Genomic DNA, 21896 nt, shown 5'->3' on the forward strand with positions numbered 1-21896 from the left:
CGCTGCGACGCGAAGAATGTAGCCGACAAAAACTCCAAGCAGCGACCCCCCCCCCCCCCCCCCCCCCCCCCCCCCCCCCCACAAGGGCGGTGCCAGCCTCGCTCCCCTTTCTGTCAGGAAAAAATCATGACCCAACGAACCAACTCCTACTACACCGCCACCCTCAACCAGGAAACCGATTACCCGACCCTGCAAGGCCAGCACCGGGTTGATGTGGTAATCATCGGTGGCGGCTTCACCGGCGTCGCCACCGCTGTCGAGCTCGCGGAAAAAGGCCTGAAAGTCGCCATCGTAGAAAGCCACAAGATCGGCTGGGGCGCTACCGGGCGCAACGGTGGCCAGGTCACCGGCAGCCTCTCGGGCGACGAGGCCATGCGCAAACAGATGCGCCGCACGATCGGCGATGAGGTCGACGACTTCATCTGGAATCTGCGCTGGCGCGGGCACCAGATCATCAAGCAGCGGGTGGAAAAATACGGCATCGCCTGCGACCTCAAGCACGGCCACCTGCACGCGGCCTATAAGCCGAGCCACATGGACGGCCTGCGCAAGGATTACGAAGAAGCCCTGCACCGTGGCATGGGCGACGAGGTCAGCCTGCTCGACCGCAGCCAGGTCCGCGACCTGCTGCAAAGCGACCTCTACCACGGTGCGATCAAGAACACCCGTAACATGCACCTGCACCCGCTGAATCTGTGCATCGGCGAAGCGCGGGCCGCTGAAAGCCTGGGTGCGCTGATCTTCGAAAACAGCGAAGTGCTGGAGATCATTCACGGCGATGCTCCTCACAAAAGCCCGGGCGTGCGCACTGCCCACGGTCGCATCGACGCCAACCAGGTACTGTTGGCCGGCGACGTCTACCACAAGCTCGAGCCAGCCAAGCTCAAGGGCAAGATCTTCCCGGCCATGGGCGGCATCGTCACCACCGCACCGCTGGGTGACCTGGCCAGGCAGATCAACCCCGAAGACCTGGCCGTGTACGACTGCCGCTTCGTGCTCGACTACTACCGCCTGACCGCCGACGGCCGCCTGTTGTTCGGTGGTGGCGCCAATTACAGCGGCAAGGATTCGCGGGACATCGCCGCCGAACTGCGTCCGTGCATCGAGCAGACCTTCCCGGCGCTCAAGGGCGTGGCCATCGATTACCAGTGGAGCTGCGCGATGGGCATCGTCATCAACCGCATCCCGCAACTGGGCAAGCTGTCGGACAACGTCTGGTATTGCCAGGGCTACTCCGGCCACGGCATCGCCACCACCCACATCATGGGCGAAATCATGGGCCGGGCAATCACCGGGCAGTTGCAGCAGTTCGACACCTTCGCCGCCTGCCAGCACATCCGCGTGCCCATGGGCGACCTGCTGGGCAACCCGATGCTCGCCGCCGGCATGTGGTACTACCAGATGCTTGAGCGCCTGCGCTGATCCCCTCTTTGAACAGGACACGAACATGACAAACCTCACCCGCAATGAGTGGGAACAACGCGCCGCGTCACTGTCGCCCCACACCCGGGCGTTCATCGATGGCCAGTACCGCGACGCCGTCAGTGGTGAAACCTTTGATTGCATCAGCCCTATCGACGGTCGATTGCTGGGCCGGATTGCCAGTTGCACCGAAGCCGATGCCGACCTCGCCGTGCGCAGTGCGCGGCAGGCCTTCGAATCCGGCATCTGGTCGCGCCAGCCGCCGGCTGAACGCAAGGCCACGCTGATTCGCCTTGCCGCGCTGATGGAGGCGCACGCCGAAGAGCTGGCCCTGCTGGAAACCCTCGACATGGGCAAGCCGATCAGCGATGCCCTTGGCGTCGACGTGCCCGGTGCCGCCCGGGCGATCCGCTGGTACGGCGAAGCCATCGACAAGGTCTACGACGAAGTGGCCGCCACGTCCCATGATCAACTCGGACTGGTGACTCGCGAGCCCATTGGTGTAGTGGCTGCGATAGTGCCGTGGAATTTTCCGCTGCTGATGGCCTGCTGGAAACTCGGCCCGGCCCTGGCGGCGGGCAACTCGGTGATCCTCAAACCTTCGGAAAAATCACCGTTGACGGCCATTCGCCTGGCGCAGCTGGCCCTCGACGCGGGCATTCCCAAAGGCGTGTTCAACGTGCTGCCGGGCTTTGGCCATACGGTTGGCAAGGCTCTGGCGTTGCACATGGACGTCGACACACTGGTGTTTACCGGCTCAACGCGAATTGCCAAGCAACTGATGGTGTATGCCGGCGAATCGAACATGAAACGGGTCTGGCTGGAAGCGGGCGGCAAGAGCCCGCACATCGTGTTCGCCGATGCCCCCGACCTGAAAATCGCCGCCGAGGCCGCCGCCAGCGCCATCGCGTTCAATCAGGGCGAAGTGTGTACCGCCGGCTCACGCTTGTTGATCGAGCGCTCGGTCAAAGAGCGCTTCATGCCGTTGCTGGTGGAGGCCTTGAGACGATGGCAACCGGGGCATCCGCTGGACCCGGCGACCAGGGTCGGCGCACTGGTGGACACTCAACAAATGGAAACCGTCCTGGGCTACATCCAGGCCGGCGTCGATCAGGGTGCAGAGCTGGTCTGTGGCGGGCATCGCGTGCTGGAGCAAAGCGGTGGTGTGTTTGTCGAGCCGACGGTATTCGACGGGGTCGATAACGCCATGAAGATTGCCCAGGAAGAGATCTTCGGTCCGGTGCTGTCGGTGATCACCTTCGACACGCCGGAGCAAGCCATCCAGATCGCCAACGACAGCCCCTTCGGCCTTGCCGCCGGGGTCTGGACCGCCGACCTGTCCAAGGCCCACCTCACCGCCAAAGCCTTGCGCGCCGGCAGTGTCTGGGTCAATCAATACGACGGCGGCGACATGACCGCGCCGTTCGGCGGGTTCAAGCAATCGGGCAATGGGCGGGACAAGTCGCTGCATGCGCTGGACAAGTACACGGAGCTTAAGGCGACGTGGATCAAGCTTTAATCCCAACACCACCCTCCACTGTGGGAGCGAGCCTGCTCGCGAAAGCGGTCTGTCAGTCAACTTTGATGTTGAATGTTCGGGCCTCTTCGCGAGCAGGCTCGCTCCCACAGGTATTGTGGTGATGGGAGATTAGGGTTGGGTCAGGAATTGCAGCATCCATTGGGCGATGAGTGCGCCGTCGTTACCGTTCTTGAAACTGGCGGTTGCTTCGCCATACAGCGCTTCCCCGTACACCCCGCGCCGCAAATCCAGCAACCCCTGCGCATACGGCTCGACAAACTCCGGATGCCCCTGGAAGCACAACACCTGATCCCCGATCCGATACGCCGCCATCGGGCAAAACGGGCTCGACGCCAGCAATTGCGCACCGGGCGGCAAGGCGCTGACCTGGTCCTGGTGCGATACCAGCAAATCGAAACCGTCCCGCTTCGGCGTCATCCACGGTTGCTGATCCAGCACCTGATAGTGATGCACACCCAAGCCCCAGCCCTGCTGCGAACGACCGCATTCGCCGCCCAGCGCCAAGGCCAGCAATTGGTGGCCAAAGCAGATCCCCAATAACTTGTCGCCCGTCCGATAGCGTTGCAGCAGGTAATCGCGCAACACCGTGATCCACGGCGCATCGCCAAACGCATCGGCCTTGCTGCCGGTGATCAGGTACGCGTCGAAACGTTGATCGTCAGGCGGATATTCACCGTCCACCACGTTGCATACCGTGACCCGCACAGGTATCGGCTGGCGTTCGAACAACTGCTGGAACATGCGGCCGTAGCCGTGGAATTCATCGAGCAGTTCGGGGCGCAGGTGGTCGGTTTCGAGGATGCAGATTGAAAGCATGAGCGCAGAAGCCTTAATTGAAGGAATGCAAAAACCTGTAGGAGCGAGCTCTGCTCGCGATGGAGGTCAACGATAACGCGGGCCTTCAGATGCCCCGCGGTGTCCTGACGTCCATCGCGAGCAGAGCTCGCTCCTACAGGGGTTATGTGTTGGTTTAGAGGTCCAATGTAAGCCTAGCCGACTTGGCCCGGGACACGCAGACCATCATCAGGTTGTTGCGGGCCTTTTCGCTGTCCGTCAGGAGCATGTCGCGGTGGTCGATTTCACCGTCGAGCACGCGGGTTTCGCACATGCCGCATACGCCCTGCTCGCAGGACGACGGCACATCGACGCCCTGCTCACGCAAGGCCGACATGATCGAGCAGTGGGACGGCACGGCGATTTCCCGGCCGCTGCGGGCCAGGATGACGGTCAGGTCGCCCTCTCCCGCCGTTGGCACAATTGGAGCTGCCGCGAAACGCTCAAGATGCAGGCGCCCTTGCAGCTCCTGTTCGGCAAAACGCGAGGTCAAGGCGTCGAGCAGCACACCGGGACCACAGCTGTAGGTCTCGGCCCCCGCCGCACTACGCGCCGCAATGCGTTCGAGATCCAACAGACCGAACTCGTCGGCCGGTAGAATCTCCACGTGTTCACCGGCGCGAGGCAAAAGCCAATCCAGAAACGCCATCGAACGCCGCGAGCGCCCGCCATACACCAGGTGCCACGGCACGCCGGCACGCTCCGCCGCCAGAATCATCGGCAGGATCGGCGTGATGCCGATACCACCGGCAACGAACTGATAAGCCGCTGCCGGCGCCAGGGCAAAGGCATTGCGCGGCTCGCCAATGCTGATGATCTGTCCGACCCGCAGGCCGTCGTGCACTTCCCGCGAACCGCCACGGCCCTTGTCCTCGCGCAGCACCGCGACGCGCAAATGTTGGCGATCCAGCGGGTCGCCACACAACGAATACTGACGGGTAAGTCCCGACGGCAGGCGCACATCGATGTGCGCCCCCGCCTCCCATGACGGTAATGTCTGGTCAGCCAAGGCTTGAAGCTCGAGGGACATCACGCCCTCGGCTTCCAGACGCATGGCGCTGATCAGCACCTCCCTGCATTCGCCTGCGCGGCTCATGCCACGCCTCGCTGCCCCTGGGCCATCGAAATGTCGGGCACGGCACGCTCCATGAACTCACGGAAGGCCCGACGGTAATTGAGGGTGAACAGGTCAGCGGGCACAGAATGCTCGACGAACACACCGTCCCAGTCGATTTCACGGGGAAAAATCCCGGCGGCGATCGGCATGTCTTCCAGGTAAACCATTTCCTCGATACGCAGGTTTTCCTGAAGGTCGGCACCCTTGAAATCACTGGCGTTGGCCACGCCCCAGAAGATCTTCACTTCGTCATAGGCCACCGGCGACGGGAAACCGGCGACGATGCGCTTGCCGAGGCGTTCGTAGTCATAAGTGATGCTGGCCAGCCCCGGTGCCGCACAGTGATAGAACATCATGCAATCGCCGTCGTTGGCCCATTCGCCTTCACCGGCATCCAATGGCCGCTCCATGATCACGTCCAGACCTTCGCGGCGAACTTTCAAAGGTTCAACGATATGCGGGCTCGGTCCCATGGACACGAAGTGCACGAACGGAAAATGTGCAACGTCGCGGAAGTTTTCGATGGCCACCGCTACGCCCGTTGGCGAATGCAGCGGCTCGGCGGCCAGCCACTGGAAGTCGATGCCTTTCCATTGCTCGGGGTCGTAGAGGTCTTCGACCGGATCTTCCAAAGCGGTCCAGACGTGGGCGAAACGCTCGATCACCGGGTAGGTCTTGATCGATGCCTGGGGCGGGATCTTGCACTGATCGGCCAGCGATGGCACATGGTTGCACTGGCCATTTTCAGCGGAGAAACGCCAGCCGTGGTACGGGCAGGCAATGCTTTCACCATGCACCTTGCCAAGGGCAAAATCGGCACCGCGATGGGGACAGCGGGCCTCTTGCACCACGGCCTGGCCCGATTCGGTGCGGTACACCACCAGGCGTTCGCCCAGCAGTGTGGCCGACTGCGGGGTATCCAGGTCAACACTGCGCGCCACGGGAAACCATTGGCGGCGCATGGCGGCTTCAGCACGTTGGCGCTGGGTCATTTTTTCGCTCATGTTCTTATCCTCGATCAGGCTCAACTCAGATACCGACAACCAGCGCACCACCGTTCACCGCCAGGACCTGCCCGGTGATGAAGGCCGATTCGTCACTGGCCAGAAACGCCACGGCGGCGGCGATTTCCTCGGGGTGCACCAGGCGACCCAAAGGAATGTTCGCCTTCTCGCCCTCGACGTACTCCTCGGGCACCATCCGGGTCAGGATCGCGCCGGGGGTGATGGCATTGACCAGAATCCCCTGCCCCACGAATTCCTTGGCCATGGTTTTCATCAGGCCCAATTGCGCGGTCTTCGACACCATGTAGGCGTAGGAATGGCCATCCGGCACCTGGCCCCACTGCGAGTTGATGAAGATCACCCGCGGTGCCTTGCTCTGGCGCAAGGCCGGCAGCGCAGCACGGGTCAGGAACAACGGCGCGTGCACGTTGATTGCCAGCAATTGGTTGAAGTTGGCGTCGTCGGTGTCTTCAAGGCCGGTGAGCGAGTACATCATCCCGGCGTTGTGCACCAGGATGTCGAGCTGGCCGAAGTGCTCCACGGCCTTGGCGATCAGGCTTTCGGCGTTGGCCTTGAGGGTGATGTCGCAGGCGATGGCGATGGCGTTGCCGCCGGCTTCGACGATGTCGGCAGCGGTGGCGTTGGCCACGTCGACATCGATGTCGTTAACGATCACCGCCGCGCCGCGTGCCGCCAGCAGCCGAGCGTGAGCACGGCCGGCACCGCGACCGGCACCGGTGACCAGCGCCACGCGGCCGGCGAATTTCTGCGCCTCGGGGGCCAGGTCCAGCACACTCTGTGGGGCGGTCCGGGCGTGTTGGGTCGAGAGGGAAACGGTCATTTTATTGTTCTCCAGGGCGAGCCGGTTTCACACTTTGTGCGGTTCGGTGATGTAGAGCATGTTGCCGTCCGGGTCGAACATCGGGCGGTAGCGGTAGTGGGTGCCGCTCGGGTGCTGCCATTCGATGGGCTTGGCGGTGACCCACTTGACCTTGCCTTCCAGGTACGCCATGGCCTCGTCGAGGTTCTCCACTTCGAAGGCGAAGGAATCGAAACCCGGCATGTCTTCAAGGTTGACCGCCGTGCGGCGCTCGACCTGGGCACGGCTTTCGGTGTGGAACAGGTACAGGGTCAGGTTGCCGGTTTCGATGGCCGCCCAGCGCTCTTCGGCCACGTAGGGCAGGAAGAATCCCAGGCCCAGGGTGCCGTGGTAGAAATCCACCAGGCGCTGCACGTTGTTGGTGAGGATGTCCATGTTGTCGACGCGTTTGAGTTTGAGCATGGGAGTGATCTCCTTGGGTTTCCTGATCAATGATGGGCATGGGCGCAAGGCCCGCCCGGCAAGGCTTGAAGAGTGCCGGCCAGCACGTCGATGGCCACCGTGACGAGGGTCTGGTACTGGTCGGCGTTGCTGTGAGGGTCCGGGTGGCAGCACACGGCGCCGGTGCTGCCGAGGTGGCTGTTCATCGCGGCGATGATCTGGCTCGCGCTGAGGTCGCGACGATTGGCCAGGCGTCGGGTCAGGGTGTCGTGACGCAACAGGGTGTCGGGATACACGCCCCACTCGGTGTCGCCGACCGCTGCGCGCGGGTCGAGGAAATGGTTGGTGTGCACCAGCAGGCCGTCGGCGCCGGGGAATACAAACGCCGGGCCTTCGGGGTACAGCTCCACGCTCACGGCGGTGCTCTCCCCCGCCTTCGACGCCACCACCGTCAACACGCTGGACGCGGAGAAATCCGTCGCCGCCAGCAGTTGCAGTGCATCGTTGATGTCGCCCTGGCTGTCGAGCATCCAGCGCGACGCCACGTGCACCGGCACGCCAATGCGTTGCCCGTCGCTACGGTGATGCAGGATGTTGAAGTGCACGCCCAAGCCGTTCTTGTTCACGCCGATCTTGCCGACGATGCCGTACTCGGTGACGGTGGTGGTCATGCCGCCATCGGCGTGGGGAATCTCCCAGACCAGCCACTGGCCGGCGAATTGCGAGTACCAGTCCCAGGTCTGCACGGTGACCGGCATCGTCCTGGCGGGATCGACCTGCACGACGGTCGAGCATTCGCCGCGCAACCGTGCACCGAGATACGCGAGGATTTCCGTGCGCGCATTGATCGCGCCGATTTCCCGCGCATCCAGCCCTGCCCCTTCGGCCATGCCGAGGATTTCAGCGTGCAAGGGAGACGCGAACCGTTCGATCTGAAGTAATGCCTCGCTGCCCAGTTGCAGCAAATCCACCGGACCTTGGGCCGAGCGCTCGAACAGCCCGCGATAGGCCTCCACCGACGCTTTGATCTGCGCAGCATGGCACTCGCCGAATTCACGACCACGGCCATGGGGATCGGTCACGGTGGAACGGAATACAGTGCTCATCGACGGTTCTCCAGATAAGGCGTCACATGGGCGGCCACTTCGTCCAGACGCGCAAACCAGACATCGCCATCGCTCACCAGGCGCTCGACAAATCGCTCCAGCTGCTCGAAACGCGCCGCACGCCCAATCACTTCCGGGTGCATGGTGAAGCTGGTGTGACGCCCGTCGCGGCGAGCCGACTCGTACTCGGCCAGCCACACATCGGTCAGGGTGCGCGGGTGGGTGTAATTGCCGCCGTTGTCGATGCCCCAGCCGAACATCGGCCAGTCATCCAGCGACCAGTGCACCGGCAGTTCGACGATGGACTGTCCGTTCCAGGTTTCGATGTACGGACGGTCGTCGCCCATGCAACTGGAGTCGTACTTGAAGCCGTGGCGGATGATCAGCTCGAAGGTTTCCGGGGTCAGCTCCCAGGACGACGAGCGATAACCCGCAGGCTTTGGCGCCCCGGCCTTGGCCAGTGCGGCCAGGCCACGCTCCATTTCATCGACCTGTTCCTGCACCGAGACCTTGTCGCTGCGCAGGTGCAGATGGCCGTGATGGCCGACTTCATGGCCTGCTTCCAGCAGTTGCTCCACCAGCCCCGGATTGTGCTCGGCGGTGTGGCCCGGCACGAAAAACGAGGCCTTGATCTGATGCCGCGCCAACAATTCGAGGATCCGTGGTACGCCGCGATTCACGCTGAAGCGGCCTTCCGACAGGCTGGTCAGGCGACGGGCGAACGTCGGGCTGTCGCCGAGAAATCCGGCTTCACCGTCCACGTCGAACGTCAGGGAGACGGCCACAGGGCTACGATTCGGCCAGGCAAGGCCGAACGAGTTGTCGATACTCATTGGGGTGTTCCTTTATTGCGTGGTTATGCGTGGGCTGCGAGCAGCGCCTTACGAATGCGCGGGTTGTGGATGCGCTCGGTCCTGTGCCCGACGCAGTCGGTACATGACCTGGGAGATGGCGAGGACGGCGATGGCGATGGCGACTTCCTTGTAGCCGCCATAACCGGTGATCGATGCGCTGGTGATGCCAACGACCAGGATCAGGCCGTCGAACACGGCCAGCGCCGAGGCGATGGCAATCCAGCGCCGTGGCAGGCGAATCGGACGCGGCGTATCCGGCTGATCCTTGCGCAACACCACAAAGCCTGCGACCGCCAGCAGATGCGCCAACACATAGCCGACGTTGCCGGCGACTATCACTGCCAAGGCATTGCCGACAAACAGCACCAGCGCCACGTTAATCGCCAGTTGCACGGTGACGGCGCGGGCCGGTACGCCGCTGCGGTTGAGCACGCCGAACTGGCGCACGGTCAGGCCATCGCGAGAACTCTGATACAGCGCACGGGCCGCATCGGCGGTGCCCATCACCGACAGCACCAAAATGCCAGCGATCAACACCAACGTAATCGCCGCCGCCCCGCCACCAAGCAGCGTCACGGCGCCGGCCTGGAGGAAGCCGTTCGGTGAACTCGCCAAGGTTTGTTCGCCCAGCAGGCCGGCCAGGCCCAATGGCGTCAGGGTAAACACCAGCAACAGAATCAGTGCCGATACGCGCAAGGCCTTGCGGGTATCACGCACCGTGTCGCGGTACTCGGGAATGAACGACGCCGCCGCTTCCACCGCATAGGCCGACCACGCCATCACGAACAGCCAGGCCATGGCGGTGCGCAACCCTTCCAGGCCACCGGGGATGCGCCAGGTGAAGGTCGACGTCGTCCACAAGTGCGAAGCGAACGCGCCGCTGCCGAAGATCACCACCGGAATCATCAGCAGCACGCCGGCCAGGGTGATGAGGATCATGGTGAAGCGCAGTTCGATCATGCTCAGCGCCCAGGACAGCAACGCCACGCCCAACGCAATCAATTGCGGCAAATCGAGCTGGATGATGCCGAGGTCGAGTTGATAACTGGCGTTGGGCCAGAACTGCTCGGTGAGGATCTGCGAGACCGCCAGGCCCCAGATTGCCGGTGCCGTGGCCCAGGCGAACCAGTACGCGTAAGTCGCCAATGGCCCCAGGGAAGGAAAACGCTTGCTCCAGGCTTCGTTGGCGTACAGGGCGATGCCACCGGATTTGTGGCTGAACATCGCGCCCATTTCCGAATACACCCAGTTATGCAACGCCGCCACAGCGGCGATGGTGGCCCAGAGCGCCACGGCCGCCCAGGCACCGATGGCGCCCATGGAATAACCGAGGCCGACAAACAGCGCCGCCGGCAAGCTGAGGGTGATGGCGACACCATCCCACCAGCGAATGGTCTTTTCGAAGCCTTGGGTCGGCTCAAGGCCGTTAGTGCTCTCGTGCATGACGTTCACCCTCGTTCGCTATTTTTTTGTAACACCTTGCGATGAGTCAATACTAATCCTGTTTTCTGCGCATTAGCAGCTATTTTTTACACTTAAGTTGCGCATTGCGCAGCTTATGTCGCCAATAGATACGCATATAGAATCATGGCGCAACCACGCAGAAACCGTGTTTGCGGGCGCAGGCCTTGAGGGATGGGGATTTCAGGTCAGGCAGGTGCGATCACCTGTGCGCAAGGGATGCGCAGGATCTGTCGCAAATGGATAAGAGACGAGAAACGCAGGGTAATGCTGTTCACTTAAGAACAAACACTGCACCTGTGGCGAGGGAGCTTGCTCCCGCTGGACTGCGTAGCAGTCCCTTTCTTTCGGGGAGATAAGCGGGGCCGCTTTGCGCCCCAGCGCGAGCAAGCTCGCTCGCCACAGATAACGGCTTGCTCACTCTATCTCTTAAATGAACAGCATTCGGAAACTCAGGGGGACTTCCATCCCGGACAGGCGTTCGTTGACTGCTGCGAGGCGCTCACGAATGGCCCACCCACCCGGTACAAACCACCTTTTTCCTCGTCAGTAACCACATATTTACTAATTTTCCTGACCCGTGACATCAGCCACCATCGCAGCCGCTGACAGAGGCAAAAGGTCCACCAGAGACCCCGCGGCCTCAGCTTTTTTGGGCGCTCTGCCCACTGCCCCGAACTGTACGAACAAAAAAAACCATCGTCCCGGGAGTGTTCCATGATCAAACCTTTGCGTACCCGCTTGACTCATCCCCTGGCAGCGGCGGCCTTGGCCGTGGCAGCGGCCGGCAGTGCCCAGGCTGGCACCCTGTCCATCGGCCATACCACCTGGGTCGGCTACGGCACCCTCTACCTCGCCCAGGACCTGGGCTACTTCAAGGAAAAGGGCCTGACCGTCGAGTTGCCAGTGGTCGAAGAGGCCGCCATGTACATGGCAGCCCAAGCGTCCGGCCAACTCTCAGGCTCCGCCTCGACCATTGACGAAGTGCTCAAATACCGCCCGCAATTCTGCTTCAAGGCCGTCGCGGCCCTGGACGACAGCCATGGCGGCGACGGCGTGCTGGTGGGCAAGGAGGTCAAGAGCCTGCAGGAGCTCAAGGGCAAGGCCGTCGCGGTCAATGAAGGATCGACGTCGCAGTTCTGGTTGTCCTACCTGCTGAAAAAGCACGGCATGACCATGAGCGACATCACCGTGCAGAACATGACGGCCGATGACGCCGCCACGGCGTTTATCGCCGGGCGCGTACCGGCCGCCGTGACCTGGGAACCGCATCTGTCGATGGTGCGCGACAAGCAGCAAGGCAAGGTGCTGATCGACAGCAGCAGCACCCCGGCGGTGATCGTCGACGTGGTGGCGCTCAACTGCAGCGTCATCGAAAAACAGCCGGAAGACGTCAAGGCCCTGGTGGCCGGTTTGTACAGGGCGGTGCAGTACACCAAGGACCATCCGGAAAAAGCCTACGAAATCATGGCCAAGGGCGTCGGCGGCTACCTGTCCGATCCCAAGGAGCTGGCAGCGGCGGCCAAGGGCGTGCGCTTCTACGACCAGGCCATGAGCGAGAAGCTGCTGGGCTCGCTGGGCAAACCGGGTGACAGTGCAGAGCTGATCAAGCTGGCCAACGAGACCGCCAGTGAACTTCAGGGCAAACCCTTCAACGTCAGCAATGACGACCTGATCGACAATCGCTTCGTCAGCCCGTTGTAGGAGGTCCGGTATGTTCAAGCGAAATTCGTGGGTAAGCCGCTGCGTGACGCCCAAGACCGGGCTGCCGGTGTCGGTGATCTGGAGCGCTAGCGGCCTGGCGTGGGTACTGCTGGTCGGTCTGTGGGCCGGTTTGTCCTATGGCGGCCTGGTGCCGGCGATGTTTCTACCTACGCCCGGTGCCGTGCTGGACGCGGCAGCGCGCCTGGCACGTGACGGCACGCTCGGTACGCACGTATGGGCCAGCCTGGAAGTGGTGATGGTCGGCTTTATCGTGTCGTCGCTGGTGGCGGTGCCGCTGGGGTTGCTGATGGGCAGCTTTCGCATCGTCCAGGCGTTCCTCGAGCCGATGGTCAACTTCATCCGCTATCTGCCGGTCACCTCGTTCGTGCCGCTGTTCATCCTGTGGATCGGCATCGGCCTGGAACAGCGGGTGTCGGTGATTATCTTCGGCGTGTTCTTCCAGCAACTGGTGATGATCGCTGACGTGTCCAAAGGCATTTCCAAGGATCTGGTCAACGCCTCCTACACCCTGGGCTCCACCCGCCGCGACGCGGTGCTGCACGTCATTGCCCCCGCTTCGCTGCCCGGCGTGCTCGATACGCTGCGCGTGACCATGGGCTGGGCCTGGACTTACCTGGTGGTCGCCGAGCTGGTGGCGGCGTCCAGTGGCCTGGGTTATTTGAGCCTCAAGGCGATGCGTGGCTTCCAGGTGGATGTGATTTTCCTGGCCATCGCAATCATCGGCCTGCTGGGCCTGATCACCGATCAACTGTTCCGCTTCCTACGCCTGAGGATCACCGCATGGGCTCAGTAACCGCAACGCAGCATCGTTTCGTCACGGCGGACGTGACCCCGGTGCAGGCTTCGCCACGGCTGCAGGTCGACAAGGTCAGCCTGCGCTACCAGAAACCCGACGGCAGTACCTTCACCGCGCTGGAGCAAGTGTCCTTCGACGTGCCGGACCAGCAATTCGCGGTGCTGGTGGGCCCTTCGGGCTGCGGCAAATCGAGCCTGCTGTACCTCACCGCCGGCCTGGCCGAGCCCACTTCAGGCGAGATTTATGTCGGCGGTCAACAGGTGCAGGGACCGGGCGCGGATCGCGGCATGGTGTTCCAAAGCTACACCTTGTTCCCCTGGCTGACCGTGCGACAGAACGTCGAGTTCGGTCTCAAGCGTCGCGGCATGCCGGCAGCCCAGCGCAAGGACATCGTCGATTATTACGTCAACGAAGTGGGCCTCAGTGCCTTCGCCGATAACTACGCCAAGCAGCTGTCCGGCGGCATGATGCAGCGCGTGGCCATTGCCCGTGCACTGGCCAACGATCCGCAGATCCTGTTGATGGACGAACCCTTCGGCGCGCTCGACAGCCAGACCCGCCTGCAAATGCAACAGCTGCTGTTGCGCGTCTGGGGCAACAGCAAGAAGACGGTGTTGTTCGTGACCCACGATATCGACGAGGCCATTCTGTTGGGCGACCGGGTCTACGTCATGGGCGCGCGGCCCGGGCGGATCAAGCAGATTCTCGACGTGCCGATCGAACGTCCGCGAAGCCTGGACATGGTCATGGAGCGTTCGTTCATCGAGATGAAGCGCAACATCTTCGGGCTGTTGCATGATGACTTGGAGGAGCCGCATTGAGGTAGCAACCGGCACATCCAAAAAAATGGTGGCTGTTACACCCCCATCGCCAGCAGGCTGGCTCCCACAGTAGATGGCGTTCTTCCTGAAGAAACGCGGTCAAGTGTGGGAGCGAGCCTGCTCGCGATGGGGCCAGCAAATTCAAATCAAATACCAGCCTTCACAACTCGATGTCCGCCCCCGGAATGGTGAAGCGGATCTTGTGCACCTTCACTTCCTGCATCATCCGCACTTCCTCAACGCCCGGCAGCGCGCGAAGGCGTTGCTTGAGCCGCCACAACGCGTCGTTATCGTGGCACAGCACCTGCACGCAGATATCGGCGGTGCCCATGGTGGTGGACAGGTAGCTGACTTCGGTCCAGCGCCCGAGGGTATCGACCACCCGCTCGTGATCCTGCGGCGCGACATTGACGAACAGCAGCGCCAGTTTCGCATCGCCCAGCTTGGCCGGATTTGTGAATGCCAGAATCTGCAGAATGCCCTGGTCTTGCATGCGCTTGACCCGCGTACGCACCGTGGCCTCGGGCACCGACAAATTGCGCGCGACCTCGCGAAAGGCGCGACGACCGTCTTCCTGCAATTCACGGACGATGTCCATGTCCAGAGGGTCGAGTGTTGACATTGGCATGCTGGTTTCCCGATGGCAGCGCCCGGCAGCACCGGGCAAAGAAGCGAAGGCTAGCAGATATGACCGGGCGGCTGGAATGCGTGGCGCCGGCTCAAGCGTCCGCCTGTACCACCTCGATCCCCTGCGCGCGGTAATCCTCGATATTGCCCGACGCCACATGGCGCTCGGTGATCAGTGTGTGCAAGCGCGAACAGGGCGCGACCAAGAACGGCTCCACCGCGCCCAGCTTGTCCGCCGTGGTCACCGCAATCACCCGGGACGCGCTGTCGAGCATCGCCTGCTTGACCGGCACTTCGTCAAAATGCAGGGAGCTGATGCCGACTTCCGGGTGAATCGCGCACACCCCGGTGAACAACAGATCGGCCTTGATGCCTTCAAGCAGGCGCAGGGTTTCATGGCCGCTGACAGACATCGTTGCCGGATTGAGTTGCCCCCCCGCCAGAATCACCTTGACGCCTTTGTATTCAGACAAGGTGATCGCGGTCATGGGCGACGCGGTGACGGCTGTGATGCAAATGTCCGACGGCAGCATCCGCGCAATCTGCAAGGTCGTGGTGCCGGAGTCGAACACCACGGTCTGACCGTTCTCGACACGACCCGCTGCCAGTTGCGCCAGGCAGGTCTTCACCTCATCGGTCTCGCTGATGCGAGTGAAGTAGTCCTTGCCGGTGTCCTTGGGTCGCGGCAGCGCCCCACCGTGCACCCGTTGTACCAGACCGGCGCTGGCCAGTTCTGACAGATCGCGGCGGATGGTGTCTTCGGAAACGAAGAAGTGCTGACTCAACTCGGAAGCCATGACCTTGCCGTCGCGTTCGAGGATCAAGAGGATTTTCTGTCGACGCAGATGCGGGAGTTCGGCGGGTGAATGATCGTGCATGGTTATGCCTGTTTATGCGTGATAGTGCGCGTTTGTGCGAGATTAGCCAAACCACGAAACAAACACAAACCGGTGAGCCCGGCAAAAAGTGCCAGGTATCAATTCTTTCGATCTTTCAAATCACGAAGGCGAATTTTTTATTCTTCCGTGCCTTATTCAAAATGGCGCCGTCTCTCATGTTTTGGATGGAAACTTCATGAATCTCAATTTTGCTTTTGCCTGCATGATCGTGGTCTCGTTCACCATCGCACTGGTGCACACCTGATCGGCGCAAACCCGGTACTCTGCCGGTCTTCCCGATAGCAGAGTCGCCACATGCTTTTTGCCCTTGTTTCGAACGGCACCCTTCTCACGCCTGAGCAACCCGGTACAACGGTGCCCTGGTGGAGCTTCAGCAAAACCGTGCTTGCCGCTGCAGCCCTGTCGCTGGTGCGTGACGGTTTGACCGGTCTTGACGAGACAGTCCCCGAAGGGCCGTTCACCCTGCGCCAACTGCTGCGGCACGAGGCCGGGCTGGCGGACTACTCCGAACTCGCCGATTACCACGCCGCTGTCGCCCGCCACGATATCCCCTGGCCTGCCGATGACCTGCTGCAACGCCTGGATGCCGGTCGGCTGCGCTACACGCCAGGGGGCGGCTGGCGTTATTCGAATGTTGGTTACCTGTATGTCGCGCGGCTCATTCAGCGCGTGACGGGCAGTTCCCTTGAAGAAGCACTGACCCGGCGGGTATTCACCCCACTGGGTCTAACCCACGTGCGTCTGGCGAAAAACCGTTGCGATCTCCTCGGTGTGGACATGGGTGGTGCACCCGACTACGACCCGGGCTGGGTCTATCACGGTTTGCTGGTCGGTCCGCTTGAAGAGGCCGCGGTGTGCCTGTATCGACTGTTGAGCGGTCACCTGCTCCCCTTCGATCTGCTGCGCGAAATGCAAGAGGCCCACCCTCTCGGCGGCCCGATTCCCGGCCGTCCGTGGCTGTCTCCGGGTTATGGCCTGGGGCTGATGCAAGGCGTGGAAACAGGCGGGTTGACCTTGAGCGGACACACCGGCAGCGGGCCCGGCAGCGTCGTGGCGGTCTATCGCGGCATCGATGGCGACAACACGGCAAGTTGCGCGGTGTTTCAAGCAAACACCTGCGAAGGCGTTGTCGAAGGCGAAGCGGTGAAGCGCCTGTCGGTCATCCTGAAAACAAGTGCTTAAACACGTGATAAATCATTCTCAAACAGTAACGCTTATCAATAAGCCCATTAGTAACTTGATGCTCTATTGATTTAAAGCAATACAACTAACGCTCTGCGCAAGCACTCTTCAATACCGCCGGTCGATAAGGGCTCACGCCGTTAAACCCGGGAAAATTTAGTGAACTAGTCTGATTGCAAGTTCGGCGGAGTGAACGCCATGGCATTGGCTGAAGAACAAAAAACACAGCGGCGCAAGGAAACCCGGCTGTTCCTGTTTCTTGTCGTCTGCCTGTTTCCCTTGCTGTCAGTCGCTATCGTTGGCGGCTACGGCTTCATCGTCTGGTTTTTACAAATGATCTACGGCCCGCCGGGGCCACCCAACTGATCACACTTTGCTGGAGTCAGCGCATGGACGAAGCCCTGCATATTGCCAGCCTGGTCGTACTTGCCCGACCGGAACTATTCGACGCCGTCAAAGCCAACTTGCGGCTATTGGACGGTGTGGAACTGCATCAGGAAAGTACCGCCGGAAAACTGGTGGTCGTGCTTGAAACCGCACACGAAAACCAGATCCTGCAACGCATCGAACAAATCAACAATCTACCTGGCGTACTCAACGCTGCGTTGATCTATCACGAAATCCTCGATCCTGCCGGAGACATCGAATGAGCATGTCGCGTCGTGCATTCGTCAAGGCCCAGGCTGCCGCCATTGCGGCCTCCGCGGCGGGCCTGCCGATCATCACCTCTGCCAGCAACCTGGTGACCGAAGCGGACATGGTCACCCTGGACTGGAACAAAGCGCCCTGCCGATTCTGCGGCACCGGTTGCAGTGTGATGGTCGCGACCAAGGATAACCGCGTGGTCGCCACCCATGGCGACGTCAAGGCTGAGGTCAACCGTGGGCTGAACTGTGTGAAGGGCTATTTCCTGTCCAAGATCATGTACGGCGTCGACCGCCTGACCCAGCCGATGTTGCGGATGAAAGACGGCAAGTTTGACAAGCAAGGCGAATTCCAGCCGATCAGTTGGGAGAAAGCCTTCGACATCATGGAATCGAAATTCAAGGAAGCGCTGAAGAACAAAGGGCCCGAATCGGTCGGCATGTTCGGTTCCGGGCAATGGACAGTCTGGGAAGGCTATGCCGCCAACAAACTGATGAAAGCCGGTTTTCGCAGCAACAACATCGACCCCAATGCCCGCCATTGCATGGCCTCGGCGGTGATGGGTTTCATGCGCACCTTCGGCATGGACGAACCCATGGGTTGCTACGACGACATCGAAGCCACCGACGCCTTTGTACTGTGGGGCTCGAACATGGCCGAGATGCACCCGATCCTGTGGAGCCGGGTCACCGACCGGCGCCTGAGCTACCCGCACGTGAAAGTCGCGGTGCTGTCAACCTTCGAACACCGCAGCTTCGAACTGGCCGACATCCCCATGGTGTTCAAGCCGCAAACCGACCTGCTGATCCTCAACTACATCGCCAACCACATCATCGAAAGCGGCGCGGTCAACAAGGACTTCATCAGCCAGCACACCCGCTTTGCCCAGGGCGCCGATGACATCGGCTACGGCCTGCGCCCGGACGATCCACGGGAAAAACAGGCGAAGAATGCCGACAAGGCCAACACCTGGACCGACATCTCCTTCGAGCAATTCGCCGCGTTCGTCAAACCCTACACCCTGGAGCGCACCGCCAAGGAGACCGGCGTCCCGGCGGAAAGACTCAAGAGCCTGGCCGAGTTGTATGCCGCCCCCAAACGCAAGGTCGTGTCGTTCTGGACCATGGGTTTCAACCAACACACCCGTGGCGTGTGGGCCAACAACCTGATCTACAACATCCACCTGCTCACCGGCAAAATCAGCGAGCCGGGCAACAGCCCCTTCTCGTTGACCGGCCAGCCATCGGCCTGTGGCACCGCCCGGGAAGTTGGCACCTTCTCGCACCGGCTGCCTGCCGACTTGGTGGTGACCAACCCCAAACACCGCGCCCACGCGGAACAAATCTGGAAGCTGCCTGAGGGCACCATCCAGGAGAAACCCGGTTTTCACGCCGTGCAACAGAGCCGCATGCTCAAGGACAGCAAACTCAACGTCTACTGGACCATGGCCAGCAACAACATGCAGGCCGGGCCGAACATCATGCAGGAAGTGCTGCCCGGCTGGCGTAACCCGGAAAACTTCGTGATTGTCTCGGACGTCTACCCCACCGTGTCCGCCCAGGCCGCGGACCTGATCCTGCCCACGGCGATGTGGGTGGAAAAGGAAGGCGCTTTTGGCAACGCCGAACGCCGCACCCAGTTCTGGCATCAATTGGTAAGCGCGCCGGGGGATGCCAAGTCGGATCTTTGGCAACTGGTGGAGTTTTCCAAGCGCTTCAAAATCGATGAAGTGTGGCCCGCCGAACTACTGGCCAAGCGGCCCGAATACAAGGGCAAGACCCTGTTCGATGTCTTGTTCAGAAACGGCCAGGTCGATCAGTTTCCAGTCGAGCAACTGGAAGCCGGCTACAAGAACGACGAAGCCAAGGCCTTCGGTTTCTACCTGCAAAAAGGCCTGTTCGAGGAGTACGCCGAGTTCGGCCGCGGCCACGGCCATGACTTGGCGGCGTTCGACCGTTACCACAGCGAACGCGGCCTGCGCTGGCCGGTGGTCGATGGCAAGGAAACCCGCTGGCGCTACCGCGAAGGGTATGACCCTTACGTAGAGACCGGCAGCAAGGTGCAGTTCTACGGTTACCCGGACAAGAAGGCGATCATCTTCGCCCTGCCCTACGAGCCACCTGCGGAAGCCCCGGACGCCGATTACCCGTTCTGGCTGAGTACCGGCCGAGTCCTGGAACACTGGCATACCGGGACCATGACCCAACGGGTCGAGGAACTGTACAAGGCCGTGCCCGATGCGTTGGTCTACATGCACCCCGAGGATGCTAAGGCCCTGAAGGCACGACGTGGCAGTGAAGTGAAACTGATCAGCCGCCGCGGCGAAATCCGTGCGCGCATCGAAACCCGCGGGCGCAACAAACCGCCACGGGGTCTGGTGTTCGTGCCGTTTTTCGATGCCAACAAGCTGATCAACAAGGTCACGCTCGACGCCACCGACCCGATCTCCAAACAGACTGACTACAAGAAATGCGCCATCCGCATCGAGTTGATCAGCGCGGCTTGAGGAGCACCGTCATGACTTTTCGAATCCTGCCGCTGTTATTGCTTGCCGTGATGGGTATGGCCATGGCTGCCGACGTCAATTACCCCTTGGACGCACCTGCCCCGGACGGGCGCCGGCCCGGTGGTACCCTCACCCAGAGCCTGCCCGCGCCGCCGATTGCCAACGATGAAAACAAAGACCTCAAGCGCGAGCGCAACTACCCCGACCAGCCGCCGACCATCCCCCACACCATTCGCGGCTATCAGATCGACAAGAACGGCAACAAGTGCCTGTCCTGTCACAGTCGGGCCAACAGTGCGAAGTCCCAGGCGACGATGATCAGCATCACCCACTACATGGACCGCGACGGCCAGGCGCTGGCCGCCGTTTCACCGCGCCGTTACTTCTGCAACCAATGCCACGTACCGCAAAAAGAGGTGCTGCCGCTGGTGGGCAACAGTTTCGAGACCATCGACAAAATCCTGCAAGACGACGCCAACGCCGCGCAGAAACCTTGAGGAGGCGCCATGAAAGCACTGTTCGCCCTGCTTAAGGACTACTGGGGCATCCTCCGTCGGCCAAGCGTCTACTTCAGCCTGGGCTTCCTGACGCTGGGGGGATTCATTGCCGGGATCATTTTCTGGGGTGGTTTCAACACCGCGCTGGAGCTGACCAACACCGAGAAATTCTGCACATCCTGCCATGAAATGCGTGACAACGTGTTCGTCGAGTTGCAGGAAACGATTCACTACACCAACCGTTCGGGCGTGCGCGCCAGTTGCCCGGACTGCCACGTGCCGCACGAATGGACGCACAAGATCGCGCGCAAGATGCAGGCCTCGAAGGAAGTCTGGGGCAAGCTGTTTGGCACCATCGACACCCGAGACAAATTCCTCGCCCTGCGCCGGGAACTGGCCGAGCATGAATGGGCCAGGCTCAAGGCCAACGACTCGCGGGAGTGCAGGAATTGTCACAACTTCGAATTCATGGACTTCACCCGCCAGAGCAAACGCGCAGCGGCCATGCACTCGACGTCATTGGCCAAGGGAGAAGCCACCTGCATCGACTGCCACAAAGGCATCGCGCACAAACTGCCCGACATGAGCGGAGTGAAAGGCTGGTAGCGACCTAATTGCTCGCCACGTGCCCCGCGTGACCCGCCGTCACCAACGCTTTCAGGGACACGTCGAACTGCTTCAATGCATTGACCTGCAACTCGGTCTGCTGATCGATCTGCGCGGCAATCTGCGGTGCAGCCTTGCCATGCACCCACACCGACGGCATCTGCTGCGAACGGGAACCTTCGGCCTGACCGATGTATTGCAAGTTCGCGTCGTAAAACTTGGCCACGAACCGCGCGTCAACCTGATTGTTGCGCTTGGACACCAGACGGCTATAGGTGTCGAGCATCACCACCACATCCGGATGTGCCTGCACCGCCGCGTCGAGGCTGTCGTAGACCGTCACCGATGTGAATTGCTTCTGCAGCGACCCCATCAGCCAATTGATCGCCCGCTGCGGATCGGAACTGTCGACGAACGCCTTGGCGATCTGCGCATTCATTTCGGGATTCTGTGCACCTTTCACCGCCACGGCGTGGTACTGCTCCAGGTATTGCTGGGTGTTAATGGTGTTCTCGCTATACAACACCGCCACCGTGCGGGCGTGCTGCAAAGTGACGGCGCTATCGGCAATCGGCAGGAAACGGCAGGACGGATCGGCCGCAACGGCCGGTACAGTGGCGGCAAGGCTGCCGGTCAGCACGGCGACAACAGCCAACAGGGTCGAAAATCTCATCGCGCAGGTTCCTTCAATGGCGAGATCGGAATGACCCTATCCTCCTCTGATGACAGAAAAACAGAACTTGCGTTTTTTAATGGTGAGTATCAATGAAATGAATGGCGGCTATCGGTTGTGGATTCAACCGGTCGATGCAACAGATTGGCTAAATCGTTCAGCGGGGTTCGATTGAGCAGTGTTTTGCCTCATTCGAGAATTAACAACTGTAGGAGCAGGGGGGGGGGGGGGGGGGGGGGGGAGGGAGGAGGAGGAAAAAAAAAAAAACACCAAAAAAGGGGGTTGTGCTGTACGTTTGCCGCCACACATCTACACGCCAC

At 61.3% G+C, this 21896-nt stretch carries 22 protein-coding genes; 11 read left to right on the forward strand and 11 right to left on the reverse strand.

Annotated elements, in window-relative coordinates; translation table 11 throughout:
- Window positions 1–126: 126 nt before the first annotated feature.
- On the forward strand, window positions 127–1422 hold the full coding sequence (locus tag ACSFE6_RS25870; protein ID WP_435430245.1) for an NAD(P)/FAD-dependent oxidoreductase: 1296 nt from the start codon (window positions 127–129) through the stop codon (window positions 1420–1422).
- 25 nt (window positions 1423–1447) lie between these two features.
- Entirely contained in the window at window positions 1448–2941 is a 1494-nt protein-coding gene (locus tag ACSFE6_RS25875) for an aldehyde dehydrogenase (protein WP_435430246.1), read from the forward strand.
- A gap of 129 nt (window positions 2942–3070) precedes the next feature.
- On the opposite strand, the gene ACSFE6_RS25880 is transcribed toward ACSFE6_RS25875, so the two are convergent.
- The 8 genes from ACSFE6_RS25880 to ACSFE6_RS25915 form a co-directional block, all read right to left on the reverse strand.
- Complete coding sequence (locus ACSFE6_RS25880) at window positions 3071–3778, reverse strand: amidotransferase (RefSeq protein WP_435430247.1); 708 nt, start codon at window positions 3776–3778, stop codon at window positions 3071–3073.
- A gap of 154 nt (window positions 3779–3932) precedes the next feature.
- Window positions 3933–4892 carry a PDR/VanB family oxidoreductase gene (locus ACSFE6_RS25885; protein ID WP_435430248.1) on the reverse strand — a complete coding sequence of 320 codons (960 nt, stop codon included), beginning with the start codon at window positions 4890–4892 and terminating at the stop codon, window positions 3933–3935.
- Complete coding sequence (locus ACSFE6_RS25890) at window positions 4889–5917, reverse strand: Rieske 2Fe-2S domain-containing protein (protein ID WP_435430249.1); 1029 nt, start codon at window positions 5915–5917, stop codon at window positions 4889–4891. The genes ACSFE6_RS25885 and ACSFE6_RS25890 overlap by 4 nt, the downstream gene beginning before the upstream one ends.
- 25 nt (window positions 5918–5942) lie before the next feature.
- Window positions 5943–6758, reverse strand: coding sequence for an SDR family NAD(P)-dependent oxidoreductase (locus ACSFE6_RS25895; protein WP_435430250.1), 816 nt, complete (start codon window positions 6756–6758; stop codon window positions 5943–5945).
- 27 nt (window positions 6759–6785) lie between these two features.
- Window positions 6786–7199 (reverse strand): VOC family protein, encoded by a 414-nt coding sequence (locus ACSFE6_RS25900; RefSeq protein ID WP_435430251.1) that lies wholly within the window; start codon window positions 7197–7199, stop codon window positions 6786–6788.
- A gap of 26 nt (window positions 7200–7225) precedes the next feature.
- Window positions 7226–8284 carry a C45 family autoproteolytic acyltransferase/hydolase gene (locus ACSFE6_RS25905; RefSeq protein WP_435430252.1) on the reverse strand — a complete coding sequence of 353 codons (1059 nt, stop codon included), beginning with the start codon at window positions 8282–8284 and terminating at the stop codon, window positions 7226–7228.
- Window positions 8281–9117, reverse strand: coding sequence for a polysaccharide deacetylase family protein (locus ACSFE6_RS25910; RefSeq protein ID WP_435430253.1), 837 nt, complete (start codon window positions 9115–9117; stop codon window positions 8281–8283). Before ACSFE6_RS25910 ends, ACSFE6_RS25905 begins: the two co-directional genes overlap by 4 nt.
- Window positions 9118–9165: 48 nt before the next feature.
- Window positions 9166–10581, reverse strand: coding sequence for an APC family permease (locus tag ACSFE6_RS25915; RefSeq protein ID WP_435430254.1), 1416 nt, complete (start codon window positions 10579–10581; stop codon window positions 9166–9168).
- Between the two features lie 735 nt (window positions 10582–11316).
- Between ACSFE6_RS25915 and ACSFE6_RS25920 the strand changes: the two genes are divergently transcribed.
- The 3 genes from ACSFE6_RS25920 to ACSFE6_RS25930 are packed head-to-tail and all read left to right on the forward strand — an operon-like array spanning window position 11317 to window position 13941.
- Window positions 11317–12303, forward strand: coding sequence for an ABC transporter substrate-binding protein (locus ACSFE6_RS25920; RefSeq protein WP_435430255.1), 987 nt, complete (start codon window positions 11317–11319; stop codon window positions 12301–12303).
- Between the two features lie 10 nt (window positions 12304–12313).
- The gene (locus tag ACSFE6_RS25925) at window positions 12314–13117 is read left to right on the forward strand and encodes an ABC transporter permease (RefSeq protein WP_435430256.1); all 804 of its coding nucleotides are present in this window, start codon (window positions 12314–12316) and stop codon (window positions 13115–13117) included.
- Window positions 13105–13941, forward strand: a complete 837-nt coding sequence (locus ACSFE6_RS25930) for an ABC transporter ATP-binding protein (RefSeq protein ID WP_435430257.1) — start codon at window positions 13105–13107, stop codon at window positions 13939–13941. The genes ACSFE6_RS25925 and ACSFE6_RS25930 overlap by 13 nt, the downstream gene beginning before the upstream one ends.
- A 160-nt stretch (window positions 13942–14101) precedes the next feature.
- On the opposite strand, the gene ACSFE6_RS25935 is transcribed toward ACSFE6_RS25930, so the two are convergent.
- A complete protein-coding gene (locus tag ACSFE6_RS25935; protein WP_435430258.1) occupies window positions 14102–14569 on the reverse strand; it encodes an Lrp/AsnC family transcriptional regulator in 468 nt (155 codons plus the stop codon).
- Window positions 14570–14660: 91 nt separating this feature from the next.
- Window positions 14661–15446, reverse strand: a complete 786-nt coding sequence (locus tag ACSFE6_RS25940; protein ID WP_435430259.1) for a DeoR/GlpR family DNA-binding transcription regulator — start codon at window positions 15444–15446, stop codon at window positions 14661–14663.
- Window positions 15447–15761: 315 nt separating this feature from the next.
- Between ACSFE6_RS25940 and ACSFE6_RS25945 the strand changes: the two genes are divergently transcribed.
- From ACSFE6_RS25945 to ACSFE6_RS25970, 6 genes are all read left to right on the forward strand, one after another.
- Window positions 15762–16649, forward strand: a complete 888-nt coding sequence (locus ACSFE6_RS25945) for a serine hydrolase domain-containing protein (protein ID WP_435430260.1) — start codon at window positions 15762–15764, stop codon at window positions 16647–16649.
- A 198-nt stretch (window positions 16650–16847) separates the two neighbouring features.
- Entirely contained in the window at window positions 16848–17015 is a 168-nt protein-coding gene (gene napE, locus ACSFE6_RS25950; protein WP_435430261.1) for a periplasmic nitrate reductase, NapE protein, read from the forward strand.
- A 23-nt stretch (window positions 17016–17038) separates the two neighbouring features.
- Window positions 17039–17299 carry a chaperone NapD gene (locus ACSFE6_RS25955; RefSeq protein ID WP_435430262.1) on the forward strand — a complete coding sequence of 87 codons (261 nt, stop codon included), beginning with the start codon at window positions 17039–17041 and terminating at the stop codon, window positions 17297–17299.
- Entirely contained in the window at window positions 17296–19800 is a 2505-nt protein-coding gene (gene napA, locus ACSFE6_RS25960; protein ID WP_435430263.1) for a nitrate reductase catalytic subunit NapA, read from the forward strand. Before ACSFE6_RS25955 ends, napA begins: the two co-directional genes overlap by 4 nt.
- Before the next feature lie 11 nt (window positions 19801–19811).
- Complete coding sequence (locus tag ACSFE6_RS25965) at window positions 19812–20297, forward strand: nitrate reductase cytochrome c-type subunit (RefSeq protein ID WP_435430264.1); 486 nt, start codon at window positions 19812–19814, stop codon at window positions 20295–20297.
- Between the two features lie 9 nt (window positions 20298–20306).
- The gene (locus ACSFE6_RS25970; protein WP_435430265.1) at window positions 20307–20903 is read left to right on the forward strand and encodes a cytochrome c3 family protein; all 597 of its coding nucleotides are present in this window, start codon (window positions 20307–20309) and stop codon (window positions 20901–20903) included.
- A gap of 4 nt (window positions 20904–20907) precedes the next feature.
- On the opposite strand, the gene ACSFE6_RS25975 is transcribed toward ACSFE6_RS25970, so the two are convergent.
- Complete coding sequence (locus ACSFE6_RS25975; RefSeq protein WP_435430266.1) at window positions 20908–21576, reverse strand: ATPase; 669 nt, start codon at window positions 21574–21576, stop codon at window positions 20908–20910.
- Window positions 21577–21896: the final 320 nt, after the last annotated feature.

It is taken from the genome of Pseudomonas baetica (assembly GCF_051216495.1).
In the GTDB taxonomy this organism is placed as follows: Bacteria; Pseudomonadota; Gammaproteobacteria; order Pseudomonadales; family Pseudomonadaceae; genus Aquipseudomonas; species Aquipseudomonas baetica_B.

What these genes read in the sequence shown, in the direction of transcription:
- ACSFE6_RS25935 (WP_435430258.1), bottom strand. Translation starts at nt 14,569, where the DNA reads ATGCCAATGTCAACACTCGACCCTCTGGACATGGACATCGTCCGTGAA.
- ACSFE6_RS25955 (WP_435430262.1), top strand. Translation starts at nt 17,039, where the DNA reads ATGGACGAAGCCCTGCATATTGCCAGCCTGGTCGTACTTGCCCGACCG.
- ACSFE6_RS25965 (WP_435430264.1), top strand. Translation starts at nt 19,812, where the DNA reads ATGACTTTTCGAATCCTGCCGCTGTTATTGCTTGCCGTGATGGGTATG.
- ACSFE6_RS25895 (WP_435430250.1), bottom strand. Translation starts at nt 6,758, where the DNA reads ATGACCGTTTCCCTCTCGACCCAACACGCCCGGACCGCCCCACAGAGT.
- ACSFE6_RS25975 (WP_435430266.1), bottom strand. Translation starts at nt 21,576, where the DNA reads ATGAGATTTTCGACCCTGTTGGCTGTTGTCGCCGTGCTGACCGGCAGC.
- ACSFE6_RS25905 (WP_435430252.1), bottom strand. Translation starts at nt 8,284, where the DNA reads ATGAGCACTGTATTCCGTTCCACCGTGACCGATCCCCATGGCCGTGGT.
- ACSFE6_RS25900 (WP_435430251.1), bottom strand. Translation starts at nt 7,199, where the DNA reads ATGCTCAAACTCAAACGCGTCGACAACATGGACATCCTCACCAACAAC.
- ACSFE6_RS25880 (WP_435430247.1), bottom strand. Translation starts at nt 3,778, where the DNA reads ATGCTTTCAATCTGCATCCTCGAAACCGACCACCTGCGCCCCGAACTG.
- napA (WP_435430263.1), top strand. Translation starts at nt 17,296, where the DNA reads ATGAGCATGTCGCGTCGTGCATTCGTCAAGGCCCAGGCTGCCGCCATT.
- ACSFE6_RS25945 (WP_435430260.1), top strand. Translation starts at nt 15,762, where the DNA reads ATGCTTTTTGCCCTTGTTTCGAACGGCACCCTTCTCACGCCTGAGCAA.
- ACSFE6_RS25940 (WP_435430259.1), bottom strand. Translation starts at nt 15,446, where the DNA reads ATGCACGATCATTCACCCGCCGAACTCCCGCATCTGCGTCGACAGAAA.
- ACSFE6_RS25890 (WP_435430249.1), bottom strand. Translation starts at nt 5,917, where the DNA reads ATGAGCGAAAAAATGACCCAGCGCCAACGTGCTGAAGCCGCCATGCGC.
- ACSFE6_RS25970 (WP_435430265.1), top strand. Translation starts at nt 20,307, where the DNA reads ATGAAAGCACTGTTCGCCCTGCTTAAGGACTACTGGGGCATCCTCCGT.
- ACSFE6_RS25930 (WP_435430257.1), top strand. Translation starts at nt 13,105, where the DNA reads ATGGGCTCAGTAACCGCAACGCAGCATCGTTTCGTCACGGCGGACGTG.
- ACSFE6_RS25870 (WP_435430245.1), top strand. Translation starts at nt 127, where the DNA reads ATGACCCAACGAACCAACTCCTACTACACCGCCACCCTCAACCAGGAA.
- ACSFE6_RS25920 (WP_435430255.1), top strand. Translation starts at nt 11,317, where the DNA reads ATGATCAAACCTTTGCGTACCCGCTTGACTCATCCCCTGGCAGCGGCG.
- ACSFE6_RS25925 (WP_435430256.1), top strand. Translation starts at nt 12,314, where the DNA reads ATGTTCAAGCGAAATTCGTGGGTAAGCCGCTGCGTGACGCCCAAGACC.
- ACSFE6_RS25910 (WP_435430253.1), bottom strand. Translation starts at nt 9,117, where the DNA reads ATGAGTATCGACAACTCGTTCGGCCTTGCCTGGCCGAATCGTAGCCCT.
- ACSFE6_RS25915 (WP_435430254.1), bottom strand. Translation starts at nt 10,581, where the DNA reads ATGCACGAGAGCACTAACGGCCTTGAGCCGACCCAAGGCTTCGAAAAG.
- napE (WP_435430261.1), top strand. Translation starts at nt 16,848, where the DNA reads ATGGCATTGGCTGAAGAACAAAAAACACAGCGGCGCAAGGAAACCCGG.
- ACSFE6_RS25875 (WP_435430246.1), top strand. Translation starts at nt 1,448, where the DNA reads ATGACAAACCTCACCCGCAATGAGTGGGAACAACGCGCCGCGTCACTG.
- ACSFE6_RS25885 (WP_435430248.1), bottom strand. Translation starts at nt 4,892, where the DNA reads ATGAGCCGCGCAGGCGAATGCAGGGAGGTGCTGATCAGCGCCATGCGT.